General features: G+C 62.7%; 27 protein-coding genes. 11 read left to right on the top strand and 16 right to left on the bottom strand.

The window, feature by feature from the left end; all coding sequences use genetic code 11:
• The first annotated feature begins 10 nt into the window (after nt 1–10).
• Both AC5XE7_RS07680 and AC5XE7_RS07675 read left to right on the top strand, forming a co-directional pair.
• Entirely contained in the window at nt 11–736 is a 726-nt protein-coding gene (locus AC5XE7_RS07680; RefSeq protein WP_495365542.1) for an ABC transporter ATP-binding protein, read from the top strand.
• The gene (locus tag AC5XE7_RS07675; protein WP_495365502.1) at nt 733–1,464 is read left to right on the top strand and encodes an ABC transporter ATP-binding protein; all 732 of its coding nucleotides are present in this window, start codon (nt 733–735) and stop codon (nt 1,462–1,464) included. Before AC5XE7_RS07680 ends, AC5XE7_RS07675 begins: the two co-directional genes overlap by 4 nt.
• Before the next feature lie 17 nt (nt 1,465–1,481).
• On the opposite strand, the gene AC5XE7_RS07670 is transcribed toward AC5XE7_RS07675, so the two are convergent.
• The 4 genes from AC5XE7_RS07670 to AC5XE7_RS07655 form a co-directional block, all read right to left on the bottom strand.
• Nucleotides 1,482–1,907: a hypothetical protein gene (locus AC5XE7_RS07670; protein WP_495365501.1), complete on the bottom strand. Its 426-nt coding sequence runs from the start codon at nt 1,905–1,907 to the stop codon at nt 1,482–1,484.
• A 19-nt stretch (nt 1,908–1,926) separates the two neighbouring features.
• Nucleotides 1,927–3,324, bottom strand: a complete 1,398-nt coding sequence (locus tag AC5XE7_RS07665; protein WP_495365541.1) for a sodium:proton antiporter — start codon at nt 3,322–3,324, stop codon at nt 1,927–1,929.
• A gap of 64 nt (nt 3,325–3,388) precedes the next feature.
• Nucleotides 3,389–3,988, bottom strand: a complete 600-nt coding sequence (pncA, locus tag AC5XE7_RS07660; RefSeq protein WP_495365500.1) for a bifunctional nicotinamidase/pyrazinamidase — start codon at nt 3,986–3,988, stop codon at nt 3,389–3,391.
• A gap of 85 nt (nt 3,989–4,073) precedes the next feature.
• Nucleotides 4,074–5,324 (bottom strand): D-amino acid dehydrogenase, encoded by a 1,251-nt coding sequence (locus AC5XE7_RS07655; protein ID WP_495365499.1) that lies wholly within the window; start codon nt 5,322–5,324, stop codon nt 4,074–4,076.
• 214 nt (nt 5,325–5,538) lie between these two features.
• Between AC5XE7_RS07655 and hemA the strand changes: the two genes are divergently transcribed.
• Both hemA and proC read left to right on the top strand, forming a co-directional pair.
• Nucleotides 5,539–6,816 (top strand): 5-aminolevulinate synthase, encoded by a 1,278-nt coding sequence (gene hemA, locus AC5XE7_RS07650; protein WP_495365498.1) that lies wholly within the window; start codon nt 5,539–5,541, stop codon nt 6,814–6,816.
• A gap of 95 nt (nt 6,817–6,911) precedes the next feature.
• A complete protein-coding gene (proC, locus tag AC5XE7_RS07645; RefSeq protein WP_495365497.1) occupies nt 6,912–7,727 on the top strand; it encodes a pyrroline-5-carboxylate reductase in 816 nt (271 codons plus the stop codon).
• 10 nt (nt 7,728–7,737) lie between these two features.
• Here the strand turns inward: proC and AC5XE7_RS07640 are convergent, their stop codons facing one another.
• The gene (locus tag AC5XE7_RS07640; protein WP_495365496.1) at nt 7,738–8,730 is read right to left on the bottom strand and encodes an adenosine kinase; all 993 of its coding nucleotides are present in this window, start codon (nt 8,728–8,730) and stop codon (nt 7,738–7,740) included.
• A gap of 96 nt (nt 8,731–8,826) precedes the next feature.
• Nucleotides 8,827–9,639, bottom strand: a complete 813-nt coding sequence (locus AC5XE7_RS07635) for an isocitrate lyase/PEP mutase family protein (protein WP_495365495.1) — start codon at nt 9,637–9,639, stop codon at nt 8,827–8,829.
• Nucleotides 9,640–10,653: 1,014 nt separating this feature from the next.
• On the opposite strand from AC5XE7_RS07635, the gene AC5XE7_RS07630 reads away from it, so the two are divergent.
• Both AC5XE7_RS07630 and AC5XE7_RS07625 read left to right on the top strand, forming a co-directional pair.
• Complete coding sequence (locus AC5XE7_RS07630; protein ID WP_495365494.1) at nt 10,654–12,165, top strand: APC family permease; 1,512 nt, start codon at nt 10,654–10,656, stop codon at nt 12,163–12,165.
• 12 nt (nt 12,166–12,177) lie between these two features.
• Nucleotides 12,178–12,672: a universal stress protein gene (locus tag AC5XE7_RS07625; RefSeq protein WP_495365493.1), complete on the top strand. Its 495-nt coding sequence runs from the start codon at nt 12,178–12,180 to the stop codon at nt 12,670–12,672.
• 45 nt (nt 12,673–12,717) lie between these two features.
• Here AC5XE7_RS07625 and dut read toward each other — a convergent pair whose 3' ends face one another.
• Nucleotides 12,718–13,200: a dUTP diphosphatase gene (gene dut / locus AC5XE7_RS07620; protein WP_183825768.1), complete on the bottom strand. Its 483-nt coding sequence runs from the start codon at nt 13,198–13,200 to the stop codon at nt 12,718–12,720.
• Nucleotides 13,201–13,389: 189 nt separating this feature from the next.
• Between dut and AC5XE7_RS07615 the strand changes: the two genes are divergently transcribed.
• Nucleotides 13,390–14,976 carry a peptide chain release factor 3 gene (locus AC5XE7_RS07615; protein WP_495365492.1) on the top strand — a complete coding sequence of 529 codons (1,587 nt, stop codon included), beginning with the start codon at nt 13,390–13,392 and terminating at the stop codon, nt 14,974–14,976.
• 27 nt (nt 14,977–15,003) lie between these two features.
• Here the strand turns inward: AC5XE7_RS07615 and AC5XE7_RS07610 are convergent, their stop codons facing one another.
• Genes AC5XE7_RS07610 through AC5XE7_RS07595 form a run of 4 tightly spaced genes read right to left on the bottom strand, consistent with a single transcriptional unit; the run spans nt 15,004 to nt 17,765 of the window.
• Nucleotides 15,004–15,372 carry a helix-turn-helix domain-containing protein gene (locus AC5XE7_RS07610; RefSeq protein WP_183825763.1) on the bottom strand — a complete coding sequence of 123 codons (369 nt, stop codon included), beginning with the start codon at nt 15,370–15,372 and terminating at the stop codon, nt 15,004–15,006.
• 6 nt (nt 15,373–15,378) lie between these two features.
• Nucleotides 15,379–15,906, bottom strand: a complete 528-nt coding sequence (locus AC5XE7_RS07605) for a Smr/MutS family protein (protein WP_495365491.1) — start codon at nt 15,904–15,906, stop codon at nt 15,379–15,381.
• Nucleotides 15,903–17,045 (bottom strand): murein transglycosylase A, encoded by a 1,143-nt coding sequence (gene mltA / locus AC5XE7_RS07600; RefSeq protein ID WP_495365490.1) that lies wholly within the window; start codon nt 17,043–17,045, stop codon nt 15,903–15,905. The genes AC5XE7_RS07605 and mltA overlap by 4 nt, the downstream gene beginning before the upstream one ends.
• 21 nt (nt 17,046–17,066) lie before the next feature.
• Nucleotides 17,067–17,765, bottom strand: a complete 699-nt coding sequence (locus AC5XE7_RS07595; protein WP_495365489.1) for a Tim44/TimA family putative adaptor protein — start codon at nt 17,763–17,765, stop codon at nt 17,067–17,069.
• Between the two features lie 187 nt (nt 17,766–17,952).
• On the opposite strand from AC5XE7_RS07595, the gene AC5XE7_RS07590 reads away from it, so the two are divergent.
• Both AC5XE7_RS07590 and secB read left to right on the top strand, forming a co-directional pair.
• A complete protein-coding gene (locus AC5XE7_RS07590) occupies nt 17,953–18,456 on the top strand; it encodes an FxsA family protein (protein WP_495365488.1) in 504 nt (167 codons plus the stop codon).
• A gap of 111 nt (nt 18,457–18,567) precedes the next feature.
• Nucleotides 18,568–19,068, top strand: a complete 501-nt coding sequence (gene secB, locus AC5XE7_RS07585; protein WP_183825748.1) for a protein-export chaperone SecB — start codon at nt 18,568–18,570, stop codon at nt 19,066–19,068.
• A 117-nt stretch (nt 19,069–19,185) separates the two neighbouring features.
• Here the strand turns inward: secB and dnaQ are convergent, their stop codons facing one another.
• From dnaQ to AC5XE7_RS07560, 5 genes are read right to left on the bottom strand one after another with little or no spacing between them, the layout of a single operon-like run.
• The gene (gene dnaQ, locus AC5XE7_RS07580; RefSeq protein WP_495365487.1) at nt 19,186–19,899 is read right to left on the bottom strand and encodes a DNA polymerase III subunit epsilon; all 714 of its coding nucleotides are present in this window, start codon (nt 19,897–19,899) and stop codon (nt 19,186–19,188) included.
• Between the two features lie 51 nt (nt 19,900–19,950).
• Nucleotides 19,951–20,556 carry a dephospho-CoA kinase gene (coaE, locus tag AC5XE7_RS07575; RefSeq protein ID WP_495365486.1) on the bottom strand — a complete coding sequence of 202 codons (606 nt, stop codon included), beginning with the start codon at nt 20,554–20,556 and terminating at the stop codon, nt 19,951–19,953.
• Nucleotides 20,556–21,395 carry a shikimate dehydrogenase gene (locus AC5XE7_RS07570; protein ID WP_495365485.1) on the bottom strand — a complete coding sequence of 280 codons (840 nt, stop codon included), beginning with the start codon at nt 21,393–21,395 and terminating at the stop codon, nt 20,556–20,558. The genes coaE and AC5XE7_RS07570 overlap by 1 nt, the downstream gene beginning before the upstream one ends.
• Nucleotides 21,388–21,987: a Maf-like protein gene (locus tag AC5XE7_RS07565; protein ID WP_495365484.1), complete on the bottom strand. Its 600-nt coding sequence runs from the start codon at nt 21,985–21,987 to the stop codon at nt 21,388–21,390. Before AC5XE7_RS07565 ends, AC5XE7_RS07570 begins: the two co-directional genes overlap by 8 nt.
• Before the next feature lie 49 nt (nt 21,988–22,036).
• Entirely contained in the window at nt 22,037–22,858 is an 822-nt protein-coding gene (locus AC5XE7_RS07560) for a pyruvate, water dikinase regulatory protein (protein ID WP_495365483.1), read from the bottom strand.
• Nucleotides 22,859–23,261: 403 nt separating this feature from the next.
• Here AC5XE7_RS07560 and hemE point away from each other — a divergent pair, with 403 nt between their 5' ends.
• Together hemE and hemJ are read left to right on the top strand one after the other, a co-directional pair.
• Nucleotides 23,262–24,296, top strand: coding sequence for a uroporphyrinogen decarboxylase (hemE, locus tag AC5XE7_RS07555; RefSeq protein WP_495365482.1), 1,035 nt, complete (start codon nt 23,262–23,264; stop codon nt 24,294–24,296).
• Nucleotides 24,293–24,826: a protoporphyrinogen oxidase HemJ gene (gene hemJ / locus AC5XE7_RS07550; RefSeq protein ID WP_495365481.1), complete on the top strand. Its 534-nt coding sequence runs from the start codon at nt 24,293–24,295 to the stop codon at nt 24,824–24,826. The genes hemE and hemJ overlap by 4 nt, the downstream gene beginning before the upstream one ends.
• Nucleotides 24,827–24,868: the final 42 nt, after the last annotated feature.

Here is a 24,868-nt window from a genome sequence, read left to right as displayed (position 1 = left end):
TCTTCCGGAAATGAGCCCCCTTCTGGAAACACGGGCGCTGTCGCGCGATTTCGGCGGCTTACGCGCTGTCGACCGCGTCGATTTTTCCGTCGATCCGGGAGAGATCCGCGCCATCATCGGTCCCAACGGGGCCGGCAAGACGACCTTCGTCAGCCTCGTCTGCGGCCGTCTCGCGCCCTCCTCCGGCACCATCATCTTCGACGGGGCGGACATAACCGCCCTGCCCGCGCACCGGCGCGTGCGGCTCGGCATCGCCTATACCTTCCAGATCACCAGCGTCTATGCCCAGCTCAGCGTCTTCGACAACGTCGCGCTTGCCGTGCAGCGCACGCTGGCCGATGGCCGCTCCAAGGGTCGGCTGCGGACGGGGGTAACAGAGGCGCTTGAACGGGTCGGGCTGGCGGACCGTGCGTCCCTGCCCGCGGGCCAGCTCGCCTATGGCCACCAGCGCCTGCTGGAAGTGGCGATGGGGCTGGCGCTCAAACCCCGCCTGATGATCCTCGACGAGCCGACGCAGGGGCTCGGCGACGGCGAGATCGAAAACTTCGTCGCGCTGGCGCGCAAAATCGCCGCGAATGCCACCGTGCTGCTGATCGAACACAATATGGACGTCGTCATGCAGCTTGCCGACCGCATCACCGTGCTGGAGGCGGGCAGGGTGCTGGCCGAAGGTACGCCCGATGCCATCCGCGCCAACGAGGCCGTGCAGCGCGCCTATCTGGGAGGCGGCGCATGAGCGCGCTTCTGACCGTCTCCGGGCTGAACTGCTTCTATGGCGAGGTGCAGGTGCTGCACGGGCTGGAGCTTGCACTGCACAAGGGCGAGGTGCTGTGCCTGATGGGGCGCAACGGCGCCGGCAAGACGACCACGCTGAAAGCCATCATGGGACTGGTGCGGCCCCGCGCCGGCTCCATCGTCATGGACGGCCCCGATACTGATCCCTCCGGCAGCATCGAGCTGACGGAGCTTGCCGCGCATGAGGTGCCGAAGCGCGGCATCGGCTACGTGCCGCAGGGAAGGCGGCTGTTCGCCGAAATGACGGTGCGGGAAAATCTGGAGATCGGCCTCAACACGCGCAGAAAGGGTGCCGACACGCTGGAAAGCGTGCTCGATCTCTTTCCGTTGCTGCGCGAGCGGCTGAAGCAGCAGTCCGGCACGCTTTCCGGCGGCGAGCAGCAGATGCTGGCCATGGCGCGCGCGCTTTGCCTCGAACCCGAAATCCTGTTGCTGGACGAGCCGACCGAGGGGCTGATGCCGTCGATGATCCAGAAGATCCGCGAGACGGTTCTGGCGCTGCGGCACCGCGGCGTGTCGACCATACTGGTCGAGCAGCGGGCCGAGGCTGTGCTTGCACTGGCCGACCGCGTGACCTTCGTCGAAAACGGCCACAGCCGCGAGACGATGGCGATCGCGGAGCTGAAGGCCGACCCGTCGGCGCTCAGGCGCTATGTGGGGATCGGCTGACGCACCCGGCCGCGCCTTCAGCGCGGGACGGCTTTCCCTTCGGCATCCTCTTCGACGAACTGCTTTTGCCCGGCATCATATGCGTAGCAGGTCGCCAGCGCTGAACAGACGTCCTGATAGCGCGCGCAATATTGCGCGACGACACACAGAAGGTTACCCCTGACCGTCATCTGTGCCGGCGGCTTGTCCTGAATGCCGCTGAACAGAAGCTGCGTCCTCTCCCCGTCATCGCGCCATGAGACCATGATTTCCGTCTCGAAATGATCGTAGCCGACACTGGCGTAACCGATGCTGTAGTCGATGGCCCCCACCGGGGCGAACTCCATCGTTCCCGAGCTCGTATCCGGCCATGTCCGGCTTTCCTGCGCGAACGACATCGTTGCCGAAACGGCAAGAATGCCGGCCAGAACTGCCGCGACCGGCGATGACCGGCGCAGTTTCACCTTTCTTCCGGAAATGCCCCTACCCAAAGAAGATGAAGCTCGACAGGACGAAGATGGGCAGCAGCACCACGCCTGACCACATCATGTAGCCGAAGAAGCCCGGCATGCGGACACCCTGGTTGCGGGCTATGGCATAGACCATGAAGTTCGGCGCATTGCCGATATAGGTATTGGCGCCCATGAACACCGCGCCGGCCGAGATCGCCGCCAGCGTGGTGGCGAAGGTGGTCATCAGCTCCTGCGGATTGCCGCCGGCCAGTTCGAAGAACACCAGATAGGTTGGCGCATTGTCGAGGAAGGACGACAGTATGCCTGTCATCCAGAAATAGGCCATGTCGTTGGGCTGGCCCGAAGCCGTCGTCACCAGCGCGACGAGCGGGGCGAGCGCTCCGTCCATACCGGCACGCAGGATCGCCACCACCGGCACGATGCAGATGAAGATCGCCGCGAACAGCTTCGCCACCTCGAGGATCGGTTCCCAGTTGAAGCCGTTGGCGGAGCGGTATTTTTTTGGCGACACGACCAGCGAAATCAACGCCAGCGCCACGATGATGGCGTCGCGCACGAGGTTCTGCAGCTCGACATGCACGCCCTGAATGGTGAACTCGACGCCCGGCTTCCACGCCGCCGACATGAGGATGGCGCCGATGACGCCGGCCAGCAGCGGAATGTTGACGAGGCCGAGGATGCGCACTTTCGAATCCGGCGTCGGGTCCCTGATCTCCGGCACGCCCTGCTCGCGCCGGTAGAGGATGGTGTCGAGCACGAAGAAGATGGCGAGCACCAGACCCCCGACGAACAGCGTGTCGGGCAACAGATGCACGGTCGTCCAGAAGAAATCGACGCCGCGCAGGAAGCCGACGAACAGCGGCGGGTCGCCCAGCGGCGTCAGCGAGCCGCCGATGTTGGAGACGAGAAAGATGAAGAACACCACGACATGGGCATTGAAGGACCGGTTGTCGTTGGCACGGATGATGGGCCGGATCAGGATCATCGAGGCGCCGGTGGTGCCGATCACCGAGGCGAGGATGGAGCCGACCAGAAGCAGGCCGGAGTTGAACAGCGGCGTGCCGTGGATGTTGCCGGAAATCAGGATACCGCCCGAAATGGTGAACAGCGCAAACAGAAGGATGATGAACGACATGTATTCCAGCAGCATGGCATGCAGCACCGCCTCGCTTGCCGCCGCAACGCCATAGGACGCCGCCAGCGGCACGATCACCAGTGCGGCCCAGACGGCAGCGATCTTGCCGTAGTGATGCTCCCAGAAATGGTGGAACAACAGCGGTCCCGTGGCGATGCACAGGAGCAGGCCGGCGAAGGGCAGCGCCCACCACAGCGACATCTGCGCGCCCGGCAACGCTTCCGCTGCAAGGGCGGGAGTGGCGGAAAGTCCCGCCAGCACGAGGACGGCCATTCGCACTGCAGCAGCGTTCACCCGGTTCTCCTTGTTCGGTGTCGGATCTGTCGGATTTCCAGCGTCAGAGCAGGGTGACGCCGGCGTCGCGCATCCTGCCGGTCATGGCGTCGAGCGAGCCATTGAGATCGATGCCACGGCATGCGGCGAGCCGCACCGTGGCGGAAAAGCCGAGCTTCACCGCATCCAGCGCCGAATAGGCCACGCAGAAATCCGTGGCGAGGCCGGCGAGCGTGATCGAGCCGATGCCCCGTTCGCGCAGATAGCCGGCAAGGCCGGTCGGCGTGGTGCGATCGTTCTCGAAGAAGGCCGAATAACTGTCGATGGCGGGGCGGAAACCCTTGCGGATGACAAGTTCGGCCTTTGCCCAGGCAAGGCCGGTATGGAACTCCGCGCCGCGGCTGCCCTGGATGCAGTGATCGGGCCACAGCGTCTGCTCGCCATAGGGCATGGTGACGCTCTGGTAAGGCTGATGCCCCGGATGGCTGGAGGCGAAGCTGGAATGCCCGGCCGGGTGCCAGTCCTGCGTCATGATGACGTGATCGGCGCCGCGAATGAGATCGTTGACCAGCGGCACGATCTCGTCCCCGCCGGCAACCGCCAGCGCTCCACCCGGGCAGAAATCGTTCTGCAGATCAATGACGACAAGCGCTTCGTCAGCCATGGTGCCTCCTGAAACGACGGAATTCGCGAGAGCCGTAACATGACCAGATGGCCACGCCCGTCAACCGAAATCGGACCTGCGGCGGTCAATTCCCGTAGAGCAGACCCTCGGTGTTGATCTCAGGCGAACGCCCGGCAACCAGATCCGCCAGCAGCCGGCCGGAGCCCGCGGCGAGCGTCCAGCCGAGATGGCCGTGGCCGGTGTCGAGGTAGAGGTTGCGGTAGCGCGCGCGCCCCAGAACCGGAACGGATTTCGGCATCATCGGGCGAAGACCCGCCCACAGTTCGGCTTTCGCTTCATCGAAGGCGCCGGGGAAAAGCTCGTGCGCGGTGCGGAACATGGGCGCGAAATCCTGCTTCCGGAACGTCCGGTCGAAGCCGGTGAATTCGGCCGTGCAGGACAGCCGCAGCCGGTTGCCAAGGCGCGAGTAGGCAACGTAGCGGTCCTCGTCCGCGCCGCCCATGGTCGGGCCCTTGCCCTCGTCCTCCAGCGGAATGGTCGCCGCATAGCCCTTGACCGGATAGATCGGCAGGTCGAGCCCGTGACGGCGGCCGAGCAACCCGCTTTCCGGCCCCATGGCGAGAACCACGCTGTCGGCGGTGAACGGCCCGGCATCGGTGCGCACCGCCGTCACCGCATCACCCTCGGTATCGAGCCCTTCGACGGTGGTGTTGAAACGGAAATCGACGCCGAGTTTCTCAGTCGCATAGGTTGCCAGCCGCGTCGCGAACAGGCGCGAATCGCCGGTCTGGTCGGTGGGGGAATAGACGGCTCCGGCAAAATGATGCCGCGCGCCGGCAAGACCCGGATCGATCCCGGCCATCCGCTCCGGATCGACGACCTCGATCGGCAGGCCGTGATCGGCGAGGAACCCATAGTTTCGCGCCGCCGCGTCGAGGCTTTCGCGGCTGCGCGACAGATAGAGGATGCCCTTGCGCCGGTCGTCATAGGTGATGCCGGTTTCGTCCGACAGGGCATTGATGCTGTCGCGCGAGTAGAGAGCGAGCCGCAGCTTCGGCAGGGTGTTGGCGCGTTTGCGGGCCTGCGTGCACTGGCGCAGGAAACGCAGCCCCCAGGCGAACAGATAAGGATCGCGGCCAAGCCGCACCCGGATGCCGAGATCGTGGTTGAACATGCCGCGCACAAAGGTCTTCAGCGCTTCCGGCGAAGCCCACGCGGTGGCGTCGCCCGGCGAGACCAGCCCGCCATTGGCGTAGCTGGTGCCGGAGGCCGGCCCGGCATGGCGCTCGATCACCGTCACCTCATGCCCGTCGCGGGCGAGATAATATGCCGCCGCCGTACCGACCGCGCCCGCCCCCAGAACCAGTATCCTCATGCCCGCACCTCTTTGGCCGCGCCCGTCACCGCAGGCGTGGCATTTTGACCGAACGGCTTGCGTGGACGCCAAAGGCCGCCGGCATTATGATCGCATCAACCTGAGCAGTCCGCTTTCCTTGAAATTGCGACACTGCCTTCCTCATTGTCATGCGCAATTCCGTAGGGAAAGCCGTTTCGTTCGTTTCCCGGAATTGCTCCAACGGGACCCGAAAATGAACTATCAAAGGTTCTTCGAAGACGCCATCGACCAGTTGCATGCCGAGCGCCGCTACCGCGTGTTCGCCGATCTGGAACGCATGGTCGGCAAGTTTCCCCGCGCCCTGTGGCGCACCGGCTCCGACACGCGCGAGATCACGGTCTGGTGCTCGAACGATTATCTGGGCATGGGCCAGCATCCGGCCGTGGTCAGCGCCTTCCAGGACGCTGCCGGCCGCATGGGCTCCGGCGCCGGCGGCACCCGCAACATTTCCGGCACCAGCAATCCGCTGGTCGAGCTGGAACGGGAACTGGCCGACCTGCACGGCAAGGAAGCCGGGCTCGTCTTCACCTCCGGCTTCGTCTCCAACGAGGCGGCGATCTCCACCATCGCGCGGCTTCTGCCCAACTGCCTGATTCTGTCGGACGAGCTCAACCACGCCTCGATGATCGAGGGCGTACGCCGCTCGGGCGCTGAAAAGCGCATCTTCCGCCACAACGACGTCGGCCATCTGGAAAGCCTGCTTCAGGCCGCCGGGCGCGAGCGCGCCAAGCTGATCGTGTTCGAAAGCGTCTATTCCATGGACGGCGACATCGCGCCGATCCGGGAGATCGCCGATCTCGCCGACAAGTACAACGCCATGACCTATATCGACGAGGTCCATGCGGTGGGCATGTACGGCCCGCGCGGCGGCGGCATCACCGAGCGCGAGGGACTGGCCAACCGCATCGACATCATCGAGGGCACGCTCGCCAAGGCGTTCGGCACGCTGGGCGGCTACATTACCGGCACCAGCGCGGTGATCGACGCCGTGCGCTCCTATGCGCCGGGCTTCATCTTCACCACCGCCCTGCCGCCGGCACTGGCAGCGGCCGCGACCGCCTCGATCCGCCATCTCAAATCCTCGCAGGAAGAGCGCGACGCCCAGCAGCGGCAGGCGGCACGCGCCAAGCAAATCCTTGGCGATGCCGGCCTGCCGGTGATGCCGTCCGTGACCCATATCGTGCCGGTGCTGGTGGGCGACCCGGAGCTGTGCAAGATGGCGAGCGACCGGCTGCTCGGCGTCCACGGCATCTACATCCAGCCGATCAACTACCCGACCGTGCCGCGCGGCACCGAGCGCCTGCGCATCACGCCGACGCCGTTCCATTCCGATGAGCTGATCCTTCAGCTGCGCGACGCGCTGGTGGAAACCTGGAATGCGCTGGGCATTCCCTATGGCACGGCCCGGAGCCCGCAGGTCAGCACCAGCGAACGCATCGTGCCGCTTCTGGTGCCCCAGTCCGGCGGTTGAAGGTCCGGCGGCTGAGCGTCGGGCAGTTGGGCGTCAACCGCCTTTCCAGCCGAAGCTGGCCGGGTTAAGAACGCGGGTCAGTTCGGAGGATCAGGATGACTGCGAAGCTTGTTCTCGTCGGCTGCGGCCATATGGGCCGCGCCATGTTGTCGGGCTGGATCAGTTCCGGCCGGATCGCGCCAGCTGAAGTCGTGGTGGTCGAGCCGAACGAAGAGCTGCGCAACAAGGCCACGGAACTGGGCTGCGTCACCGTGTCCGGCGCTGAAGCCTTGCCGGCAAACATCACCCCCGGGATCGTGGTGATCGCGGTCAAGCCGCAGGCGATCCGCGATGTTCTGGCCGGCTATGCGCGCTTCGGCAATGGTGCGACCACCTTCGTCAGCATCGCCGCCGGCACCAGCGTCGCCACCTTCGAGAGCATTCTCGGCGAAAAGACCCCCGTCATCCGCTGCATGCCCAACCTGCCGGCCGCCATCGGCAAGGGCATGATGGTGGTGTTCGCCAACGGCCTTGTCAGTGACAAGGCACGCGATTTCGTGGCCGGCCTGCTGGCCGCCAGCGGCGAGGTTGCCACGGTCGACGACGAGAAGCTGATGGATGCGGTGACAGCCGTTTCCGGCTCGGGTCCCGGCTATGTGTTCCACTTCATCGAAGCGCTGACCGCCGCGGCCAGAACCGCTGGCCTGCCGGCGGAAACGGCGGCACGGCTTGCTGTGCAGACCGTCTATGGCGCGGCGACCATGGCTGCGACGAGCAGCGAGGAGCCCGGTGTTCTTCGCCAGCAGGTGACGAGCCACAAGGGCACGACCGCCGCCGGGCTCGATGTGCTGATGGGCGACGAAGCCCTCACGCGCCTGATGACCGAAACTGTCGATGCCGCGCGCAGGCGCTCCATCGAGCTTGGAAGCTGAGGCAGGCTGCTTAAAGCAGCCCGGCCTGCTCTGCCTCTTCGCGCAGGTTCTGGCGCGGGCGTGGGCCGACCTGCTGGATGACGAGCCCGGCGGCGAGCGATCCCAGCCTGCCGCTGTCTTCCAGAGACCGCCCCTGCGTGTAGCCGAACAGGAAGCCGGCGGCATAAAGATCACCGGCGCCGGTGGTGTCCACCAGTTCGCGGATCGCAATGGCATCGATCTTTACGGTTTCGTCGCCACGCACGATCACCGAACCCTGTTCGGAACGGGTGACGGCGGCGAGCCTGCAATCCTTGCGCAGGGCCTCCAGCGCGGTGTCGAAGGAGGAGGTCTGGTAAAGCGCCTTGATCTCATGGTCGTTGGCCAGAACGATGTCGACCGTACCGCCGCGCATCAGCTCCAGAAACTCGTCGCGGTAGCGGTCGACGCAAAAGCTGTCGGAGAGCGTCATCGCCACTTCCCGCCCCGCTTCATGGGCAATCCGCGCCGCCTCGCGCATCGCTTCCTTTGCGCGCGGCGGATCCCACAGATAGCCTTCGAAATAGACGACTTTCGAACCGGAGAGCTTTTCAGGCTCGATATCCTCCGGCCCGAATTCCACGCAGGCGCCGAGATAGGTGTTCATCGAACGCTCGCCATCGGGCGTGACGAAGATCATGCAGCGCGCCGTGGGCGGCGTGCCGGCAAGCGGCGCGGTGTCGAAGGCCACGCCAAGCGCGTGAATGTCATGCGCATAGATGCCGCCGAGATGATCGTCGGCCACCTTGCCGGAGAAGGCCGCCCTGCCGCCGAAGCTGGCAATGCCCGCCGCTGTGTTGCCGGCCGATCCGCCGGAGGCTTCCACCGCCGGCCCCATGCGTGCATAGAGCTGTTCGGCGCGTTCGGCATCAATGAGGTTCATCGCGCCCTTGATGATGCCGTTCTCGGTGAGGAAGCTTTCGTCGCTCTGGGCAATGATATCGACAATGGCATTGCCGATGCACAACACGTCATAGTCCGGCATGCAGTCCTCTCCGATGCGGGCAGATTTGTCTTCAGGCAGCCAAAGGGCTGGCCGGTGGTAGATCATCAGGATGGGTTTGCATAGCAGGTGGGGCGATCAATCGAGCGGCTGGAACATTTCCTGCAGACGGTCGAAGTCCATGGCCTCGCGAACAAAGGCGAAGGTGCCGCTTTCCAGAATTTCCCTTGCCGCCCTTTCCACAGCGCCGAAAGCGCAGGTGGTCAGCTTCGAGCCGAGCGAAATGCGTTTTGCGCCGGCATCGGCGAGAGCGGCAACGGTGAAGGCGGGATTTGCCAGCACGTTGACCGGCTTCTCCAGAGCCGCGCACAGCGTGCGCACCTGGCCGATGTCGGCGAGCCCCGGCGCGTAGAGAACATCGGCTCCCGCCTTCCCGAAAGCCTGAAGGCGCCTGATCGTATCGTCGAGATCGGGAACGCCGTGCAGGAAATTCTCGGCGCGGGCGGTGAACACGAAATCGCTTTTGAGAGCACGCGCCGCTTCCACCGCGGCCGCCACACGCTCGACCGCATGGGAGAACTCATAGATCGGTCTGTCTTCGTCGCCGGAAAAATCCTCCAGCGAACAGCCCGCAAGCCCCGCCGCTGCCGCCGCAAACACCGTTTCAGCCGCACTTTCGGGACTGTCGCCCTTGCCCTTTTCCAGATCCGCCGAGACCGGCAGGTCCGTCGCCCCGACAATCTCCCGGCAGTGGGCAATCATGGTCTCGAAGCTGACGCCACCATCCGGCAGGCCCCGCGAGAAGGCGAAGCCCGCGCTGGTCGTTGCCAACGCCCGGAAGCCCAGCGATTGCAGAAGCCTTGCCGTCCCCACATCCCACGGATTGGGAATTACGAAGGTTGAAGCGTGCAGTTCGCGAAAAACCGCGCCCTTGTCGGAGGTATTTTCCATAGCAACGCTCGCCCGGACATGATCGGTTCAAATCGATCCTAGCGGGTGAAAAACGGCACGGCAAATCAGAATTGCACTTCCTGCAACAAACGCCCTGATGCCGGCATTTCGAGCTACCGGCCTTCACCATTTTAGCCGAACTCACCCGGGCTCCGGGACAGGCAGGATGCGTGTCGCCCGTTTTAGGAAGAGACAAAATATATATTATGTTCAGATACTTAATCCTGATTTCATTTCAGGAAAATCCGGATTTTCCGCAACGGAAATATCCGGTTGACATCGGGATGGCCTTGTGACCTGATATGCATCATATGAAATGTTTTTTCTTAAAATGAATCAAAAATGGAAAAACAACTTCATCCGACACATAGCGGTTCTTCGATTCATTATCCGTGGTTTGTCGAAGGGGAGGAATGAATTACGGATCGGAAGCGGACATGCGGAACCTGCCTGAAAAGGCCGTCGCGCACCATCGCGCGCAGCCCTTTGAAAGCAGGTAAAACGGGAGCGTTCCCTTAAGGGGGAGCTCCGTCCGAGATCCGCCCACGGCCACATCTGCATGGCGCGTATTGCCCTGGCTGTCCAATGCCGGGATCGCATCGTTGCGACACCGGCAAGGTCGTGTTCGCGTCAGAACACGCAGACAGCCAATCCGATCGGGCCGATGCATGGGAATGCCGGACTTCGCAGCTGCCAGACGCGCTCGCAACCACGTTGGAGCGCGGGGGCCTTTTTTGCTTCGAAAACCGGTGCGGGGACTGTGACCGGCAGCCCGGCAGACGTGTTTCTGGAGTCCCGGACCGCGGCCGCGAGAGCGCCGAACTCCAGCAGAGCAGGCAGGTAAGAACAGAAGAAAACGACCACGTACAAGTCAGGAGGAGGAGGACACTCGATGACTTTTACCGATCCACAGCATGCCATCTTCATCGCGATGGCCGGACCCATGGCGACCGCCGGATGCCCGGCTCACACCAGCCCGGCGATGCGACGCCCGGCCGTACGGGAGGACGCAAGATGAGCCCGAGCGGAGGAGCCACCGACGTCCTTGAATACGAGCAGGGCAATCTTCAGACCGGCACGAACTGGTGGGGTGCCTTTGTCATCGGTCTTGCCGGAACCATCCTTGTAACCGGTGCTGCGCCGGCCTTCCTGACCGTATTCGGCGCATCCTACATTCCCTTCATCACCTTCTTCACGCTGACCGGCGTTCTGCTGTGCCTTCTGCTGGCGGAACTGTCGGCGATGATGCCGGGCCGTACCGGCGGGTCTCCATCCTATGCCTATCCGGCCTACAGGAACCGCTGGCCGCGGCTGGCGCCACATGTCAACGGCGTCACTGCCTGGATGTACTGGGTGGGATGGATGCCTGTAGCACCGCTCAACATGATCCTTGCCTCGTTCTACATCACACACCTGTTCGGGCTGGACGCGACGCAGGGGATCACGCCGATCAGCACCTTCATTCCGTACTGGACGCTGGGCATCACGGCGGTCGGGCTGATCATCCTGTCGATTCCCGCCTATCTCGGCATCCGCTTCGGCACTTCGATGGCGACTATACTGGCGGTTCTGTCGATGATCCCGCTCACCTTCCTGTCGATCGGCTTCATCTTCAACCTTGATGCCGCCAACTGGAGCGAGCTTGCCGGTTTCCCGCATCTCGACGGATCGAGCTTCTTCGATCCCGTCGGCGGGTATCCGGCATGGATCATGTACATCGCCTATGCCTTCCCGCTGTTGTGGACCGTGATCGCCTATGAGGCGGCAGCCTGCTACATCGGCGAGTGCAGGAACCCCGGCCGCGACGCCCGCATCGCCATGACGCTCGAGGGCGGATACGGCGTGTTCGTCTACACGATGCTGCCGGTTTCGTTCGTCGTCGTGCTGGGCGCACAGGCCATCTCGGACCCCGCCCTTGTCGATCCGAAGACGATGTTCGTCACCTTCGCCAGCAACATCTTCCCCGGCGTGGCCGGAGCGGTGATGGAATGGCTGATGGCGATCATGCTGATCATCGCTCTGGTGCTGTCAGCCCTGAACTCGCTGATGGGCTGCTCGCGCTCGCTCTATCAGATGTCGCTGGACGGGCAATTTCCGCGGTTCTACCAACATCTGAACAGGTATCACGTGCCGGATCGCGCCATGATGACCAATGTCGGCGCCAGCCTGCTCATCGCCTTCATGGGCGGGGCGATCGAGATCTACTCCTTCTCCAACGTCGGATATCTCGGTTCGTTCGTGCCGGTCCTGATCGCCTATTATCTGCTGCGCAAGGACCGTCCCAACGTGCATCGTCCGTTCCGGCTTCCGGAGTATTTCAAATACATCGCACTGGCTCTGGCAGCGCTGTATTTCTTCGTGTGGCTGTGTGGAGGCATCATCTACTCCTACATCGGCGGGCAGGCGATCTACTACTTTCTCGGCATAGCGGCGACGTTCATGTACCTGCCGCTCTACTGGTACCGGAAATGGGAAGACGCCCGAAACGGCTACTCAGCCGCAGAAATGGCCACGTCGGGCAGTTGAGGAGCGCAGCGCATGATCCGCAACCCTTTCAGGCGCTCGCCACAGGCGTGCGATCCGCAGGTCGCACAGCGGGTGCTGATTGCCTCGGAAGGGCGGCGGTTCAGCGCGGATGTGATCGAAACGGCCGTCCGCATGCTTCGGGAGAGGGGCGGCCAGGCGCGGGTTCTGACCATTGCGCGCCTGTGGGGCACCAGCTTCGGCCTGCCCAATCCGGGCCTGCGCCCCAGCAAAAGCGAGATGGCCGAGCAGCAGGACAATGTCCACTGGGCCATCGGCGAGCTCGAGAAAGCGGGTGTGGATGCCGATGGCCACATCGTCACCACCCGCAATCCCGGCAAGAGCATCCTGAATGAGGCAAGGCGACAGAACTGCCGGGCCATCATCATGGGCACGGACCCGAAAAGGCCCTGGCTCATCCGCAGCATGATGTGGAGCCAGGAACCGTATCGCGTTTTGGCGCGGGCGCATATCCCCGTGCATCTGATCGGCCCGTCAGGGCCGATCTGAGGCTTTTTTCCACAAAGCTTGCTCCGGCAATCGAACCCGGATGGCTCAGGCTGTTCCGGTGGAGCCAAACCCGCCGGAGCCGCGCGACGTGTCGCTGGCCAGCGTGCGTTCCTCGGTGCGCACCTGCGTGACGGGTGCGAAGATGATCTGGGCGATGCGCATGCCGCGGCTGACGGAGAAATCCTCATCGCCGAGATTGACCAGCAGCACCTGCACCTCGCCGCGATAGTCGCTGTCGATGGTGCCGGGCGTGTTCAGGCAGGTGATGCCGTGCTTCAGCGCCAGGCCGGAGCGCGGGCGGACCTGACCTTCCATGCCCTCCGGAATTTCCATGATCAGGCCGGTCGGCACCAGCGCCCGCTTGCCGGGCAGGATGAGGATGGACCGATCCTCGGGGATCGCCGCGCGCAGATCCATGCCGGCCGCGCCCCTGCTTTCATAGGCGGGCAACGGCAGATCGGCGGCATGCGGCAGGCGCACGAAACCAACGGTGGGACCAATGACGGAAGCGGGCTGGGAGGAGGACATGGCGCAAATCCTATCGAGACAGACGGGCAGGGCAGGGGTGCCGCCTCAACGACGATACGCCCCGGCGGTTCCGCTTACAGCAGGCCTTGCGAATAGACCAGTGCCGCATATGCAGTCTACCCGAACCATTTATGTTCGACAGCCTTCTCCGTTATTGCTAGAAGCCCGCCACCAGACGGGATTCCTGACATGGCAGAGACAATTCAAGAGGCGGTGAAGCGCCGCCGGACCTTCGCGATCATCGCGCACCCGGACGCGGGCAAGACGACGCTGACGGAAAAGCTGCTGCTGTTCGGCGGCGCCATCCAGCTTGCCGGCGAAGTCAAGGCCAAGAAGGACAAGATCCAGACCCGCTCCGACTGGATGAAGATCGAGCGCGAGCGCGGCATCTCGGTCGTCACCTCGGTGATGACCTTCGAATATGGCGACAACGTCTTCAACCTGCTCGACACGCCGGGCCACGAGGACTTCGCCGACGATACTTACAGAACCCTGTCGGCCGTCGACGCGGCGGTGATGGTCATCGACGCCGCGCGCGGTATCGAGCCACGGACGCTAAAACTGTTCGAGGTCTGCCGCCTGCGCGACATTCCCATCATCACCTTCGTCAACAAGATGGACCGCGAGGCCCGCGACACGTTCGAGATTCTCGACGAGATCGAGGAGAAGCTGGCCCTCGACACAGCACCCGTGACCTGGCCGATCGGGCAGGGCAAGACTTTTGCGGGCACCTATCATCTGGCGGAAAACGCGGTGCGCCGCGGCGATGCGGAAACCGAGCGCACTCCCGTTCACGGGCCGGACTCCAACCGCGCCGCCGGCCTTCTGCCGGAGAACGATCGCGCGGCCTTCATCGAGGAAACGGAACTTGCGCGCGAGGCATGCCGCCCGTTCGACCGTGAAGCCTTTCTTGAAGGCCACCTGACGCCCGTCTATTTCGGCTCGGCGCTGCGCAATTTCGGCGTGCGCGACCTGATCGAGGCGCTCGGCGCCTTCGGCCCGCCGCCGCGCGCGCAGGAAGCCGACACCCGCACCGTTGAGGCCACCGAAGACAAGATGACCTCCTTCGTCTTCAAGATTCAGGCCAATATGGACCCGAACCACCGCGACCGCATCGCTTTCGTGCGCGTGTGCTCGGGCGTGCTTCAGCGCGGCATGAAGGCCAAGCTGGTGCGCACCGGCAAGCCGATGTCGCTGTCGGCGCCGCAGTTCTTCTTCGCGCGATCGCGCATCACCGCCGACGAGGCCTATGCCGGCGACGTGGTGGGCATTCCCAACCACGGCACGCTGCGCATCGGCGACACGCTGACCGAGGGCGAGGACATATTGTTCCGCGGCGTGCCGAACTTCGCGCCGGAAATCCTGCGCCGCGTGCGCCTTGGCGACGCCATGAAGGCGAAGAAGCTGAAAGATGCGCTTCACCAGATGGCGGAAGAGGGTGTCGTGCAGCTGTTTTCGCCGGAAGACGGCTCGCCGGCAATCGTCGGCGTGGTCGGCGCACTGCAACTCGACGTGCTGAAGGAGCGACTCAACATCGAATACGGCCTGCCGGTCGATTTCGAGATTTCGCGCTTTTCGGTCTGCCGCTGGATCGACGCCGATGAAAAGGCAGAGCTGAACCGCTTCGTCGAGGCGCATCGCGGCGACATCGCCCGCGACCTAGATGACGATCCGGTGTTCCTCGCCCAGCACGAGTTTTCGCTCAATTATGAGGCCGAACGCTGGAAGGCGATCCGCTTCACGGCGGTGAAGGACTATCAGATCCGCGACGCCTGATTTCCCGACCGCCAGCCGGGCGGCTATTTACCGGCGGCGCGCCAGCACCTCGCGGATGCGGGCGGTGATGGCGCGCAATTCCGCCTCGTCCATGCGCGCGATGTTTTCCGCCAGCAGGTTGGCGAGCTCGGTGGCGGCCGGCGAGAGGCCGGAGGTGTCGACCTTCACACGCGGATGCGAAGCCTGCGCGATGCGCTGGAACTCCTCCGCCTCGTCCCAGATGATGTTGAAATAGCCGATGATCTTCTGGATCAGGGTCCAGCTCGGCGCACCGCGCCGCCCATGCTCCAGCGCCGACAGATAGGCGGGGCTGACCCCGATGGCCGCCGCCATCTCCTTCTGGCTGGCGCCGCGCTCCTGCCGCAGCTCGCGGATCTTTTCGCCCAGCGGCGTCATCTGCCCCTACCTTACCTTGCGCAGGCGCACGTAGATCGCGCCCGAGCCGCCATGATGACGCGCCGCATGCTCATGGCTCGACACGAACATGCGAAAGGCCGGCGTTGCCAGCCATGCCGGAACCGAACGGCGCAGCACGCCATCGCCGCCGGATGACGAGCCCTTGCCGGTGATGACCAGAACATAGCGCAGACCGCCCGCATAGGCCCGGTGCAGGAAGGAGAACAGCAGCGAATAGGCTTCGTCCTGCGTCATGCCATGAAGATCGACGCGGCCTTCGATCGGCAGCCGTCCTTTGGCGAGCTTGTCGAGGGTAGGGCGGTCAAGACTGCGCGGCGCGGCAGGGGGCGTAGCCTTGGCCTGCGGCTGAGAAATGGAGGCGGAAGGTGAAGGTGCGGGAGGCGCAATCGCCGCCGGTTCCGCCACATCCATCAGCGGCACTGCGCGGCCTTTCAGAGGCACGGCCGAACGCGCCACCAGGTTCCACAGAACCCGGTCCTCGTCGCTCAATGTCTTTTGCGGCCGTCGCGTCATCGATTCGCATCCGTAACGGATGAGAAATGGTCTGCAAGCAGCAATGGCACAAGGGCATAAAAATCGGCCTGATGACGCACCACACCGGCAATCTCGCCCGCAGCATGGCCCGAGCCCGCGAACAGATCGCCTCGCGCCGGTCCGACGATGGCCGATCCGGTGTCCTGCGCGATCATCAGCCGCCGGAACGGCTTGCCGTCGAAAACGGTCAGCTCCGGCGCGTGGATGAAGAATGGCGTGCCGAAGGTGTGCAGCAGGCGGTCCACCGCCACCGAGCGGCCGGGCGTCAGCGGCACCTTGGCTGCGGCCACCGGACCGAGCGCCGGATCGTCCACGGATGCCTCGCGAAAGAAGATATAGGAGCGGTTTTGCCACAATATCTCGTTCACCCGGCCGGGATTGCGGCGGAACCAGGCGCGGATCGACTGCATGGTGACTTCGGAAAGCGGAATTTCGCCGAGATCGGCCAGCACACGGCCAGCACCGGTGAAACGCTGACCGGATTTGGCCGCATAGGTGACGCGGATATTGCGCCCATCTGTCATGGCAAGCCGCGCCGCGCCCTGCACATGGATGAAGAAGGCATCGACCTTGTTCTCCAGCCAGGCGATCTCAAGCCCGCATCCTGAAAGTGCACCCTGCTCGATTGCCGCACGGTCATGATATTCGACCGGCCCGGCCCCGGTATCCCGCGCAAAGGCCAGATAGGGATCCATGCCGGGCGGGCGATTGGCGTCATCGATGTCGATCATGTCGGGCGGACGCGACAGCAGCGGTATGGTGAAGCGTCCAGTCTTGACCGGCGATGCTTCGACCTGCGGCTCATAAAAGCCGGTGACGAATCCGCGATCGCCCCCATGTCCACCCGGCTCAGGCTGCACATGAAAGGGCACGAAATGGCGCTCGAAAAAGGCACGCGCCGCGCCGGGGCTTTTCGGTGAAAACGTTCGCGCTTCCCCGTAAGCGCCGGCGAAAGCCTCGAAGCGGATGCCGAGCGATCCGCTGCGGTAGGGCCGTATCAGAACATGGTGGGCTGAACGGCGGAAAGCGTCGAAAGCGGCCAGATGATCGTCGGTTTGCCAGCCGGGGATTGTCCCGAAACCGGCGGGGCAGAACGAAGAGGCTTTCCTGTCGGCCACCGGACGAAATCGTCCAGCCGGTCAGTCTTCGGCTTCGGTGGCGACCAGCTTCCAGTTCGGATCGCGCGAGCGGGTGTCGCGGGCGAAGGTCCACACATCCTTGACTTCGGCAACCGTTTCCGGATCGCCATCGATGATTTCGCCGGCCTTGTCGCGCGTCGCTGAAATCAGCTCGCTGACGATGCGCAGCGTGACATGGGCTTCGCTGCCCTTCATCTCGGCGGAAACGATCTCGGCCTTGTCGATGCCAACGAAGGAAGACTGAATCTTCTCGCCGCGCGCCTCGCGATCGGAAATGGCGGCAACGAAACCATCATAGACCTCGCGCGACAGAAGGTTCTTCAGCGCCTTGCGGTCGCCGTCGGCATAGGCCATCACGATCATCTCGTAAGCCATCCTGGCGCCGTCGACGAAGCCCTTCGGATCGAAAGAGGCATCGTTGTCGCGAATTGCCCTCATGCCACGGTTCAGCTCGCTGCCGGGAGCGGCGACCGCGTCGATGGAGGCATAGACTTCGGGAGCTGCTTCGCCGCGCTTGCGCGGCAGCGCCACCACATTGTCCCCATCGGCGGCAGCAGGCTTTTCTGCCTTGCGGGAGGAATAGGGATCGAAGGGGGGACGTTCACTGCCGGTACGGCGACCGAGCACATTGCGCAGCTGGAAGAAGATCACCACTGCCGCGATCATGAAGAAAATCGTGCCGAAGTCGAAGAATTCCATGCGCGCGCCAATCAATCCCTTTTTCGGCTGTAACCAACGCACAGCACCCGTCTGGCGTCATTCTATCAAAACATATAGAACGCGAGACACAATCATTCAAATCAAAGGCACGCATACCTATGTGTAGGGTCCAGTGCCAGCGGCAAATGATGCCGCCAGCGTAAACGACCAGCAAACGGTTACAAATTTGCGTGTTTCTCTCTTTCCTCTGCTCTTTCTGTTGCTGCCGCTGGCGGAGATCGCAGGCTTTGTCGTTGTCGGCAAGCAGGTCGGAGCGCTGGCTACCGTCGGCCTTGTCATCGCGTCCACACTCGCCGGCAGCATATTGCTTCGCTATCAGGGCCTCGGCGCCATGAACAAGGTGCGCTCGGCAGTGGAAGCAGGCCGCGACCCCGGCCTGCAGCTGGCTAACAGCGCCATGGGCGTGCTCGCCGCCATCCTGCTCATCATCCCGGGCTTCATCACCTCGATCATCGGTCTTCTGGTGCTTCTGCCGCCGGTACGCGCGCTTTTCTGGCGCCTTGTGGGGCGCCGCGTCGTTGTTGCCGGCCAGTTCGGTGGGGGCCAGTTCAGCAGGGGCGGTTTCCGGCGCGAACAGGACGATCATACGATCAATCTCGACAGCGAAGACTTCAGAAGAAACGGCAAGCCGGATGAGAATTCGCCATGGCGGCGACTTCCTGACGAATAACCGCTTCGCTCCCGGTAAAAAGCCAAAACCTTGTCTTGGCTGCCCTGCCGTGATAGCCAACCCCGCGAATCCACCTCGGGGCCACACGGTCCGAAAACAGGAACAGGGCTCATGGCCGACGAGAATGAAAAGAAAGCCGGCAACGGCAATGGCACCGCAACCCAGCAGCAGCCGACGCTCAATGTGCTGGCTCAGTATGTGAAGGATCTGTCCTTCGAGAGCCCCGGCGCGCCGAATTCGCTGCGCGGCCGCGACAAGGCTCCGGGCATTGCCATCAACGTCAACGTCAACGCCAATCCGCTTTCGGAGAAGCAGTTCGACGTGCACCTGTCGCTGACCGCAAAGGCCACCGTCGACAAGGACGTGCTGTTCAATGTCGAGCTTCTCTATGGCGGCGTCTTCAACATCGACGGCTTCCCGCAGGAGCACATGCTGCCGCTGCTGTTCATCGAATGCCCGCGCCTGCTGTTCCCCTTCGCGCGCCAGATCATTGCCGACGCAACCCGCAATGGCGGCTTCCCGCCGCTGATGCTTGACCCGATCGATTTCGCGCAGATGTTCCAGCAGAAGATCGCCGAGGACCAGGCCGCTTCCAAGGTTCAGGTAAGCTGAGCCACCGCCAGAACGGAACTGTGAAAAACCCGGCCTCGCGCCGGGTTTTTTGTTGGCTTCACTTTTTTATTAATTAAATAAAATCAATAAGATAAACGCGTTGTGAACGCATGCCAATCAGGATGCGCTTCGATCCGCGACCTGAAGCCAGAGAGCCTTTTCACCCATCGATTCAACCAGCACGGCATGGGCGGCACGTTCAGCCTCGCTCAGCCGCGGCGGCAGGGGCGAGGGGCGGGCGCTTATCTTCACTTCGGTGGTTTCAGCGCGGACCTGTTCGACACCCGTCTTGACGGCCGTATCCAGCACGAGTGCTGCCTGCTTGCCGCCGATCAGCTCGATATAGACTTCCGCCAGCAGCTCGGAGTCGAGCAGCGCGCCGTGCTTGGTGCGGTGGCTGTTGTCGATGCCGTAGCGGCGGCACAGCGCATCCAGCGAATTCGGGCCCATCGGGTGCTTGCGCTTGGCAAGCGCCAGCGTGTCGACCACCAGATCGGGCGCTACCGGCGGCTGACCGATGCGGGCCAGTTCGGCGTTGATGAAATTGATGTCGAAACTGGCGTTGTGGGCCACCAGCCGCGCGCCTTCGAAAAAACCTATGAATTCGTCCGCAATGTCGGCAAAGCCGGGCTTGCCCACCAGATCCTCGGCACTGATGCCATGCACGGCCTGCGCATCGGGGTGAATCTGACGGCCCTGCGGATTGATGTAGTGGTGAAAGGTGCGCCCGGTCGGAAACCGGTTCAGCAACTCGATACCACCGATCTCGATGATGCGATCCTCGCGTGAATCGAGCCCCGTGGTTTCCGTATCGAATATGATTTCACGCACTGTTTTGCTCTCCTGAGCCAATCCATCATAATAGCCGGTTCGCCGACCTGTTCAGCGATCAGCCTGCCCGGCCCTGTCTCCCGCCAGTTCGTCAATGATGCGGCGGATATGGGCGCGGGTGACATCGAAACCGCTGCCGGTATCGACAACATAATCCGCAAGACGGCGTTTTTCAGCATCCGGCATCTGCTTTGCCAGGATGGACTCGAATTTTTCCGGGGTCATGCCGGGCCGGGCCAGCACCCGTTCGCGCTGGGCTTCGGCGGGTGCGGAAACGACGACGACTTTATCGACCCGCTCCCTGCCGCCGGTTTCGAACAGAAGCGGTATGTCGAGCACCGCCAGCCGCGCTCCGGCGGCACGCTGTTCGGCCAGAAACCGGTCGGCATCGGCCCGTACCAGCGGATGGACGATCTGCTCCAGCTTTTTCATGGCCTGCGGGTTGCCCAGAACATGTTTTCCCAGCTCTGCCCGATCGACGACACCGGCGACGGTCGTTCCGGGAAAGGCCGCTTCAACAAGAGGCGCTGCCACTCCCGCATACAGACGATGAACGGCCTCATCGGAATCGTGAACCGGAACGCCTTCCTCCTGAAAAATCCGCGCCGTCGCGGATTTTCCCATGCCGATCGATCCGGTCAGGCCAAGCACGATCATCAGCGACCCGCCAGATCGGCAAGAATGAGGTTGCGCAATTCGGCCGTGACTTCCGGGCGACGGCCGAACCAGCGTTCGAAACCCGGCACCGCCTGATGCAGCAGCATGCCGAGCCCGTCCACGCATTTCAGGCCTTGTGCCCGCGCGGCGGCCAACAGTGGCGTTTCCAGCGGAACATAGACGATGTCGGTAACGATGGCCTTTTCAGGCAGACCGGCGGGGTCGGCGGGCAATCCCTCATTGCCATGCATACCAAGCGCCGTGGTGTTCACCAGCAGACCGGCATCATCCAGCAATTCGCTCACCGCGGCCATTTCATGGGCGGTTATGCCGGCTCCAAAACGATCCCGCAGTTCCTGCGCACGTGACAGGGTACGGTTGACGATGCGGATATCGCGCACGCCCCGTTCCTTCAGGGCATGAATGATGGCACGCGCCGCGCCACCGGCTCCGAGGACGACCGCCGGACCGTTTTCGGCCCAGCCCGGTTCAAATTCATCGAGATTCGCCGCAAAGCCATGCCCATCGGTGTTGCCGCCGACAAGGGTCTCACCTTCGAACCACAGGGTGTTGACCGCGCCGATCTGTTCCGCGGCAGGATCGATCCGGTCGACCAGCGCAAACACGGCCTCCTTGTGCGGAATGGTGACATTGCCTCCGCGAAACCCGTTCTTGCGCAGGCCGGCAACAAATTCCGGCAGATCGCCCGGGGCGACATCTATCGCCTCATAGCTGCCGGCAAGATCATGAGCTTTCAGCCAGTGTCTGTGAATTTTAGGCGACCGCGAATGAGCGATGGGATGGCCGATGACAAAGGCCTTGTTCATTGCTTCAGCCATCGATCGCTCCCAGCCGGCGCAGTTCGCTCAGCAGCGGCAGCAGCGGCAAGCCGACAATGGTGAAGTGATCGCCCTCGACCTTCTCGAAAAGCTGAATGCCCTCGCCCTCGATCTGATAGGCCCCAACACTGGACAGGGCCTTGTCGCCGACACGTGCCAGATGCCTTCCGATAAAGGCAGGCTCCAGCTTGCGCATGGTGAGATTGGCAATGCCGACATGGCGCCACAGAACCTCGCCGTTGCGGACCAGAACCGCCGCGCTGTTCAGCTGATGGATTTTTCCAGACAGCGCCAGAAGATGACGGCGCGCGCCTTCCATGTCCGCCGGCTTGTGAAACACCTCGTCTCCCAGCGAAAGCGTCTGGTCGCAACCCAGAACCAGCGCACCGGGCCGACGCTCGCTCACTTCCAGTGCCTTGGCTTCGGCAAGGATGACGGCGACGTCTTCCGGAGAAACACCGCTGTCCTGCAAAGGGGCTTCCACTGCGCGCTCATCGATCTCGGCCGGAACCGCTTCCACATCCACTCCGGCACTGACCAGCATGGCCTTGCGGAAAGGGCTGCCTGAGGCAAGAACGAGTTTTTCCGTCATCTGGATAGTCCGGCTTCGGTTTTGACGCTTCGGTTCACTATGCCAGCGATTACCGGCTCTTGTTGCGCAGGGCAAGAATGGCAGCCGCCGTCTCCTCGATCGAACGGCGGCTGACGTCGATCATCGGCCAGTTGTAGCGGGTGCAGATCTTGCGCGCATAGGCCAGTTCCTCGGTGATCGACGCCCTGTCGACATAGGTGCCGCCCTCGAAACCGGTCGTGTTGCCGAGCGTCCGGTTCTGGCGGATATGGGATATGCGCTCGGCGGTGGCGATCAGCCCCACGATCAGCGGCTTTCTGGCCTTGATCAGACTGTCAGGCACGGGAACATCCAGAACAATGGGGATATTGGCGGTCTTGATGCCACGATTAGCGAGATAGATGCTGGTCGGGGTCTTTGACGTGCGCGAAATGCCGATCAGCACCACATCGGCATCATCCATATCGACCGGCAACTGCCCGTCATCATGCTCCATGGTGAAATTGAGCGCGTCGATGCGGCGGAAATAATCGGCGTCCAGAACATGCTGAGCGCCCACTCTCCGGCCGGCCGGCGTGCCGAGATAGGACTGGAACACGGTCAGTACCGGTTCGAGTACCGAAACGCAGGGCAACCCCATCGAGGCGCAACGATCATCTATGATGCGTGCGAGCTTCTGATCCACGACCGTATAGAGGATGATGCCCGGCTCCTCCTCGATCTCCTCGAACACCTTCATCAGCTGCTTTTCGTTGCGGATCAGCGGATAGATGTGCTCGATCGCCCGTGCATCCTTGTATTGCGCGGATGCAGCGCGGCCCGCCGCGAGCAGAGTCTCCCCCGTCGCGTCAGAAATCATGTGCAGATGAAAGAAACTTTGTGGCTTGTTCACACCATACATCCGGCTCTGTGGGCGACTGTGGACAAGAGGGGATGAATTCCGCCTCTCAGGCCGGGCGACTGTATCAGATGCCTGTTTGTCCACAATTCATGCCTGCGTGCATTTCGTTTTAGCGCTGGGGACAAAAACGTGGAACATTACGGAAATGAGTCTGAAATCCACAGTCCACTGAATCAGGAAAGATCTGCAACAGGCTTGATTCAGCAGAATTTTCTTTTCCGATCCCCAACCTTTTCCAGTCTGGACAAGTTTGGTCGCGACAAAATGCTGGATGGCTTTCAAATCCGGAAAACGGGAAAGATCACAATCACCGATTCCAACAGACTCATAGAATCAAAAGATTCTCTCATAAGAGAGATTTGTTTTTAGATTCAGATCCTGAAAGCGAGACGCAATGAGCGCCGACCGGAAGATGATGCGGGTTCTGAAAGGCGAGGTCGTTTTCCCGCCTCCGCTATGGATGATGCGTCAGGCAGGGCGCTATCTGCCCGAATACCGGAATTCCCGGAAGCAGGCAGGCTCCTTCCTCGACCTCTGCTACAATCCCGACCGGGCTGTCGAAGTGACCCTGCAGCCAATCGAACGCTTCGGCTTTGATGCGTCCATCCTGTTCTCCGATATTCTCGTGGTGCCTCACGCGCTCGGTCGCGATCTGCGCTTTGAAGAGGGGCGGGGACCGCTGATGACACCGATCACGGCGGCCGAAATCGAGGCGCTCGATACGCAAACGTTTCACGTGAATCTGGAACCCGTCTACGAAACGGTGCGGCGTCTGCGCCGTCAGCTGCCGGATGAAACGACGCTGATCGGTTTTTGTGGCGCGCCCTGGACCGTTGCCACCTATATGATCGCCGGCCACGGAACCCCCGATCAGGCGCCGGCACGGCTGTTTTCTTATCGGGAGCCGGAAGCTTTCAGGAAACTGCTGGCCGTTCTTGCAGATCAGTCGGCCGCCTATCTCATCCGCCAGATCGAAGCTGGCGCCGATACGGTCCAGATCTTCGATTCCTGGTCCGGCGTTCTGGATGAGGCTTCTTTTGAAGCTTTCTGCGTTGAACCGGTGGCACGCATCGTGCGCAAGGTTCATGAGGTTTATCCCGACGTCCCGGTCATCGGTTTCCCCAAGGGCGCCGGCGCCAACTACAGCTCATATCGCCACAAGACCGGTGTGACGGGTCTCGGGCTCGACTGGTCCGTGCCTTTGTCGCAGGCAATCGAATTGCAGAAGGGTGGAGCCGTGCAGGGCAATCTCGACCCCTTGCGTCTGGTGGCAGGCGGCACGGCGCTCTCCGAGGGCGTGTCGGCGATCCTGGACGCCATGAAGGATGGACCGTTCATCTTTAATCTCGGCCATGGCATCGTTCCCGAAACGCCAATTGCGCATGTCGAGGCGATGGTGCGTCAGGTTCGCGGAGAAACGGGCAGATGAGCGGACCCGTTCAGGCAAGCAACCGCAACGCGGCCGTACGGGCACTGGTCGCAGTCGTCATCCTCATCGCTCTGACGGCCGTACTTTTTTTCTATGCTTCGGAGGAGGCCTATAACTGGATCAAGGCGTTTCACGTCATCGCGGTGATTTCGTGGATGGCTGGCATGCTCTATCTGCCGCGCCTGTTCGTCTATCATGCCGATACGCAAAAGGGCTCCGCGCAGTCCGAGACCTTCAAGGTCATGGAACAGCGCCTGCTGCGCGCCATCATCAATCCCGCCATGATCGCGAGCTGGGTGTTTGGTCTGTGGCTCGCCTGGAAGGGATTCGGATTTCAGGGCGGCTGGCTGCACGGCAAGATCGCTGCCGTCGTGGCGATGTCCGGAGTGCATGGTTATCTGTCCGGAGCGGTGCGCAGGTTTGCCGAGGACCGTAACACCAAGCCGGCCAGGCACTGGCGGATCGTCAATGAAGTTCCGACCGTTTTGATGATCGTGATCGTCATTCTGGTGATCGTGAAGCCTTTCTGAGAACCTAAAAGGCGTCTTGCTCTTTGGCGGTGGCGGCGGTAA

Source organism: Aquamicrobium sp. YD-1-mutant5 (genome assembly GCF_059509755.1).
Note: the sequence above shows the minus strand (reverse complement) of the source record. Positions and strands in the feature narration are given on the sequence as shown.

Excerpts from the sequence above, each read along its gene's own strand:
- AC5XE7_RS07635 (WP_495365495.1), bottom strand. The coding sequence starts at position 9,639 with ATGGAAAATACCTCCGACAAGGGCGCGGTTTTTCGCGAACTGCACGCT.
- AC5XE7_RS07625 (WP_495365493.1), top strand. The coding sequence starts at position 12,178 with ATGATCCGCAACCCTTTCAGGCGCTCGCCACAGGCGTGCGATCCGCAG.
- hemJ (WP_495365481.1), top strand. The coding sequence starts at position 24,293 with ATGAGCGGACCCGTTCAGGCAAGCAACCGCAACGCGGCCGTACGGGCA.
- AC5XE7_RS07565 (WP_495365484.1), bottom strand. The coding sequence starts at position 21,987 with ATGACGGAAAAACTCGTTCTTGCCTCAGGCAGCCCTTTCCGCAAGGCC.
- coaE (WP_495365486.1), bottom strand. The coding sequence starts at position 20,556 with ATGATCGTGCTTGGCCTGACCGGATCGATCGGCATGGGAAAATCCGCG.
- AC5XE7_RS07605 (WP_495365491.1), bottom strand. The coding sequence starts at position 15,906 with ATGACGCGACGGCCGCAAAAGACATTGAGCGACGAGGACCGGGTTCTG.
- secB (WP_183825748.1), top strand. The coding sequence starts at position 18,568 with ATGGCCGACGAGAATGAAAAGAAAGCCGGCAACGGCAATGGCACCGCA.
- proC (WP_495365497.1), top strand. The coding sequence starts at position 6,912 with ATGACTGCGAAGCTTGTTCTCGTCGGCTGCGGCCATATGGGCCGCGCC.
- AC5XE7_RS07680 (WP_495365542.1), top strand. The coding sequence starts at position 11 with ATGAGCCCCCTTCTGGAAACACGGGCGCTGTCGCGCGATTTCGGCGGC.
- AC5XE7_RS07640 (WP_495365496.1), bottom strand. The coding sequence starts at position 8,730 with ATGCCGGACTATGACGTGTTGTGCATCGGCAATGCCATTGTCGATATC.
- AC5XE7_RS07615 (WP_495365492.1), top strand. The coding sequence starts at position 13,390 with ATGGCAGAGACAATTCAAGAGGCGGTGAAGCGCCGCCGGACCTTCGCG.
- hemE (WP_495365482.1), top strand. The coding sequence starts at position 23,262 with ATGAGCGCCGACCGGAAGATGATGCGGGTTCTGAAAGGCGAGGTCGTT.
- AC5XE7_RS07630 (WP_495365494.1), top strand. The coding sequence starts at position 10,654 with ATGAGCCCGAGCGGAGGAGCCACCGACGTCCTTGAATACGAGCAGGGC.
- AC5XE7_RS07570 (WP_495365485.1), bottom strand. The coding sequence starts at position 21,395 with ATGGCTGAAGCAATGAACAAGGCCTTTGTCATCGGCCATCCCATCGCT.
- AC5XE7_RS07610 (WP_183825763.1), bottom strand. The coding sequence starts at position 15,372 with ATGACGCCGCTGGGCGAAAAGATCCGCGAGCTGCGGCAGGAGCGCGGC.
- AC5XE7_RS07665 (WP_495365541.1), bottom strand. The coding sequence starts at position 3,324 with ATGGCCGTCCTCGTGCTGGCGGGACTTTCCGCCACTCCCGCCCTTGCA.
- pncA (WP_495365500.1), bottom strand. The coding sequence starts at position 3,988 with ATGGCTGACGAAGCGCTTGTCGTCATTGATCTGCAGAACGATTTCTGC.
- AC5XE7_RS07595 (WP_495365489.1), bottom strand. The coding sequence starts at position 17,765 with ATGGAATTCTTCGACTTCGGCACGATTTTCTTCATGATCGCGGCAGTG.
- AC5XE7_RS07675 (WP_495365502.1), top strand. The coding sequence starts at position 733 with ATGAGCGCGCTTCTGACCGTCTCCGGGCTGAACTGCTTCTATGGCGAG.
- dut (WP_183825768.1), bottom strand. The coding sequence starts at position 13,200 with ATGTCCTCCTCCCAGCCCGCTTCCGTCATTGGTCCCACCGTTGGTTTC.
- AC5XE7_RS07655 (WP_495365499.1), bottom strand. The coding sequence starts at position 5,324 with ATGAGGATACTGGTTCTGGGGGCGGGCGCGGTCGGTACGGCGGCGGCA.
- hemA (WP_495365498.1), top strand. The coding sequence starts at position 5,539 with ATGAACTATCAAAGGTTCTTCGAAGACGCCATCGACCAGTTGCATGCC.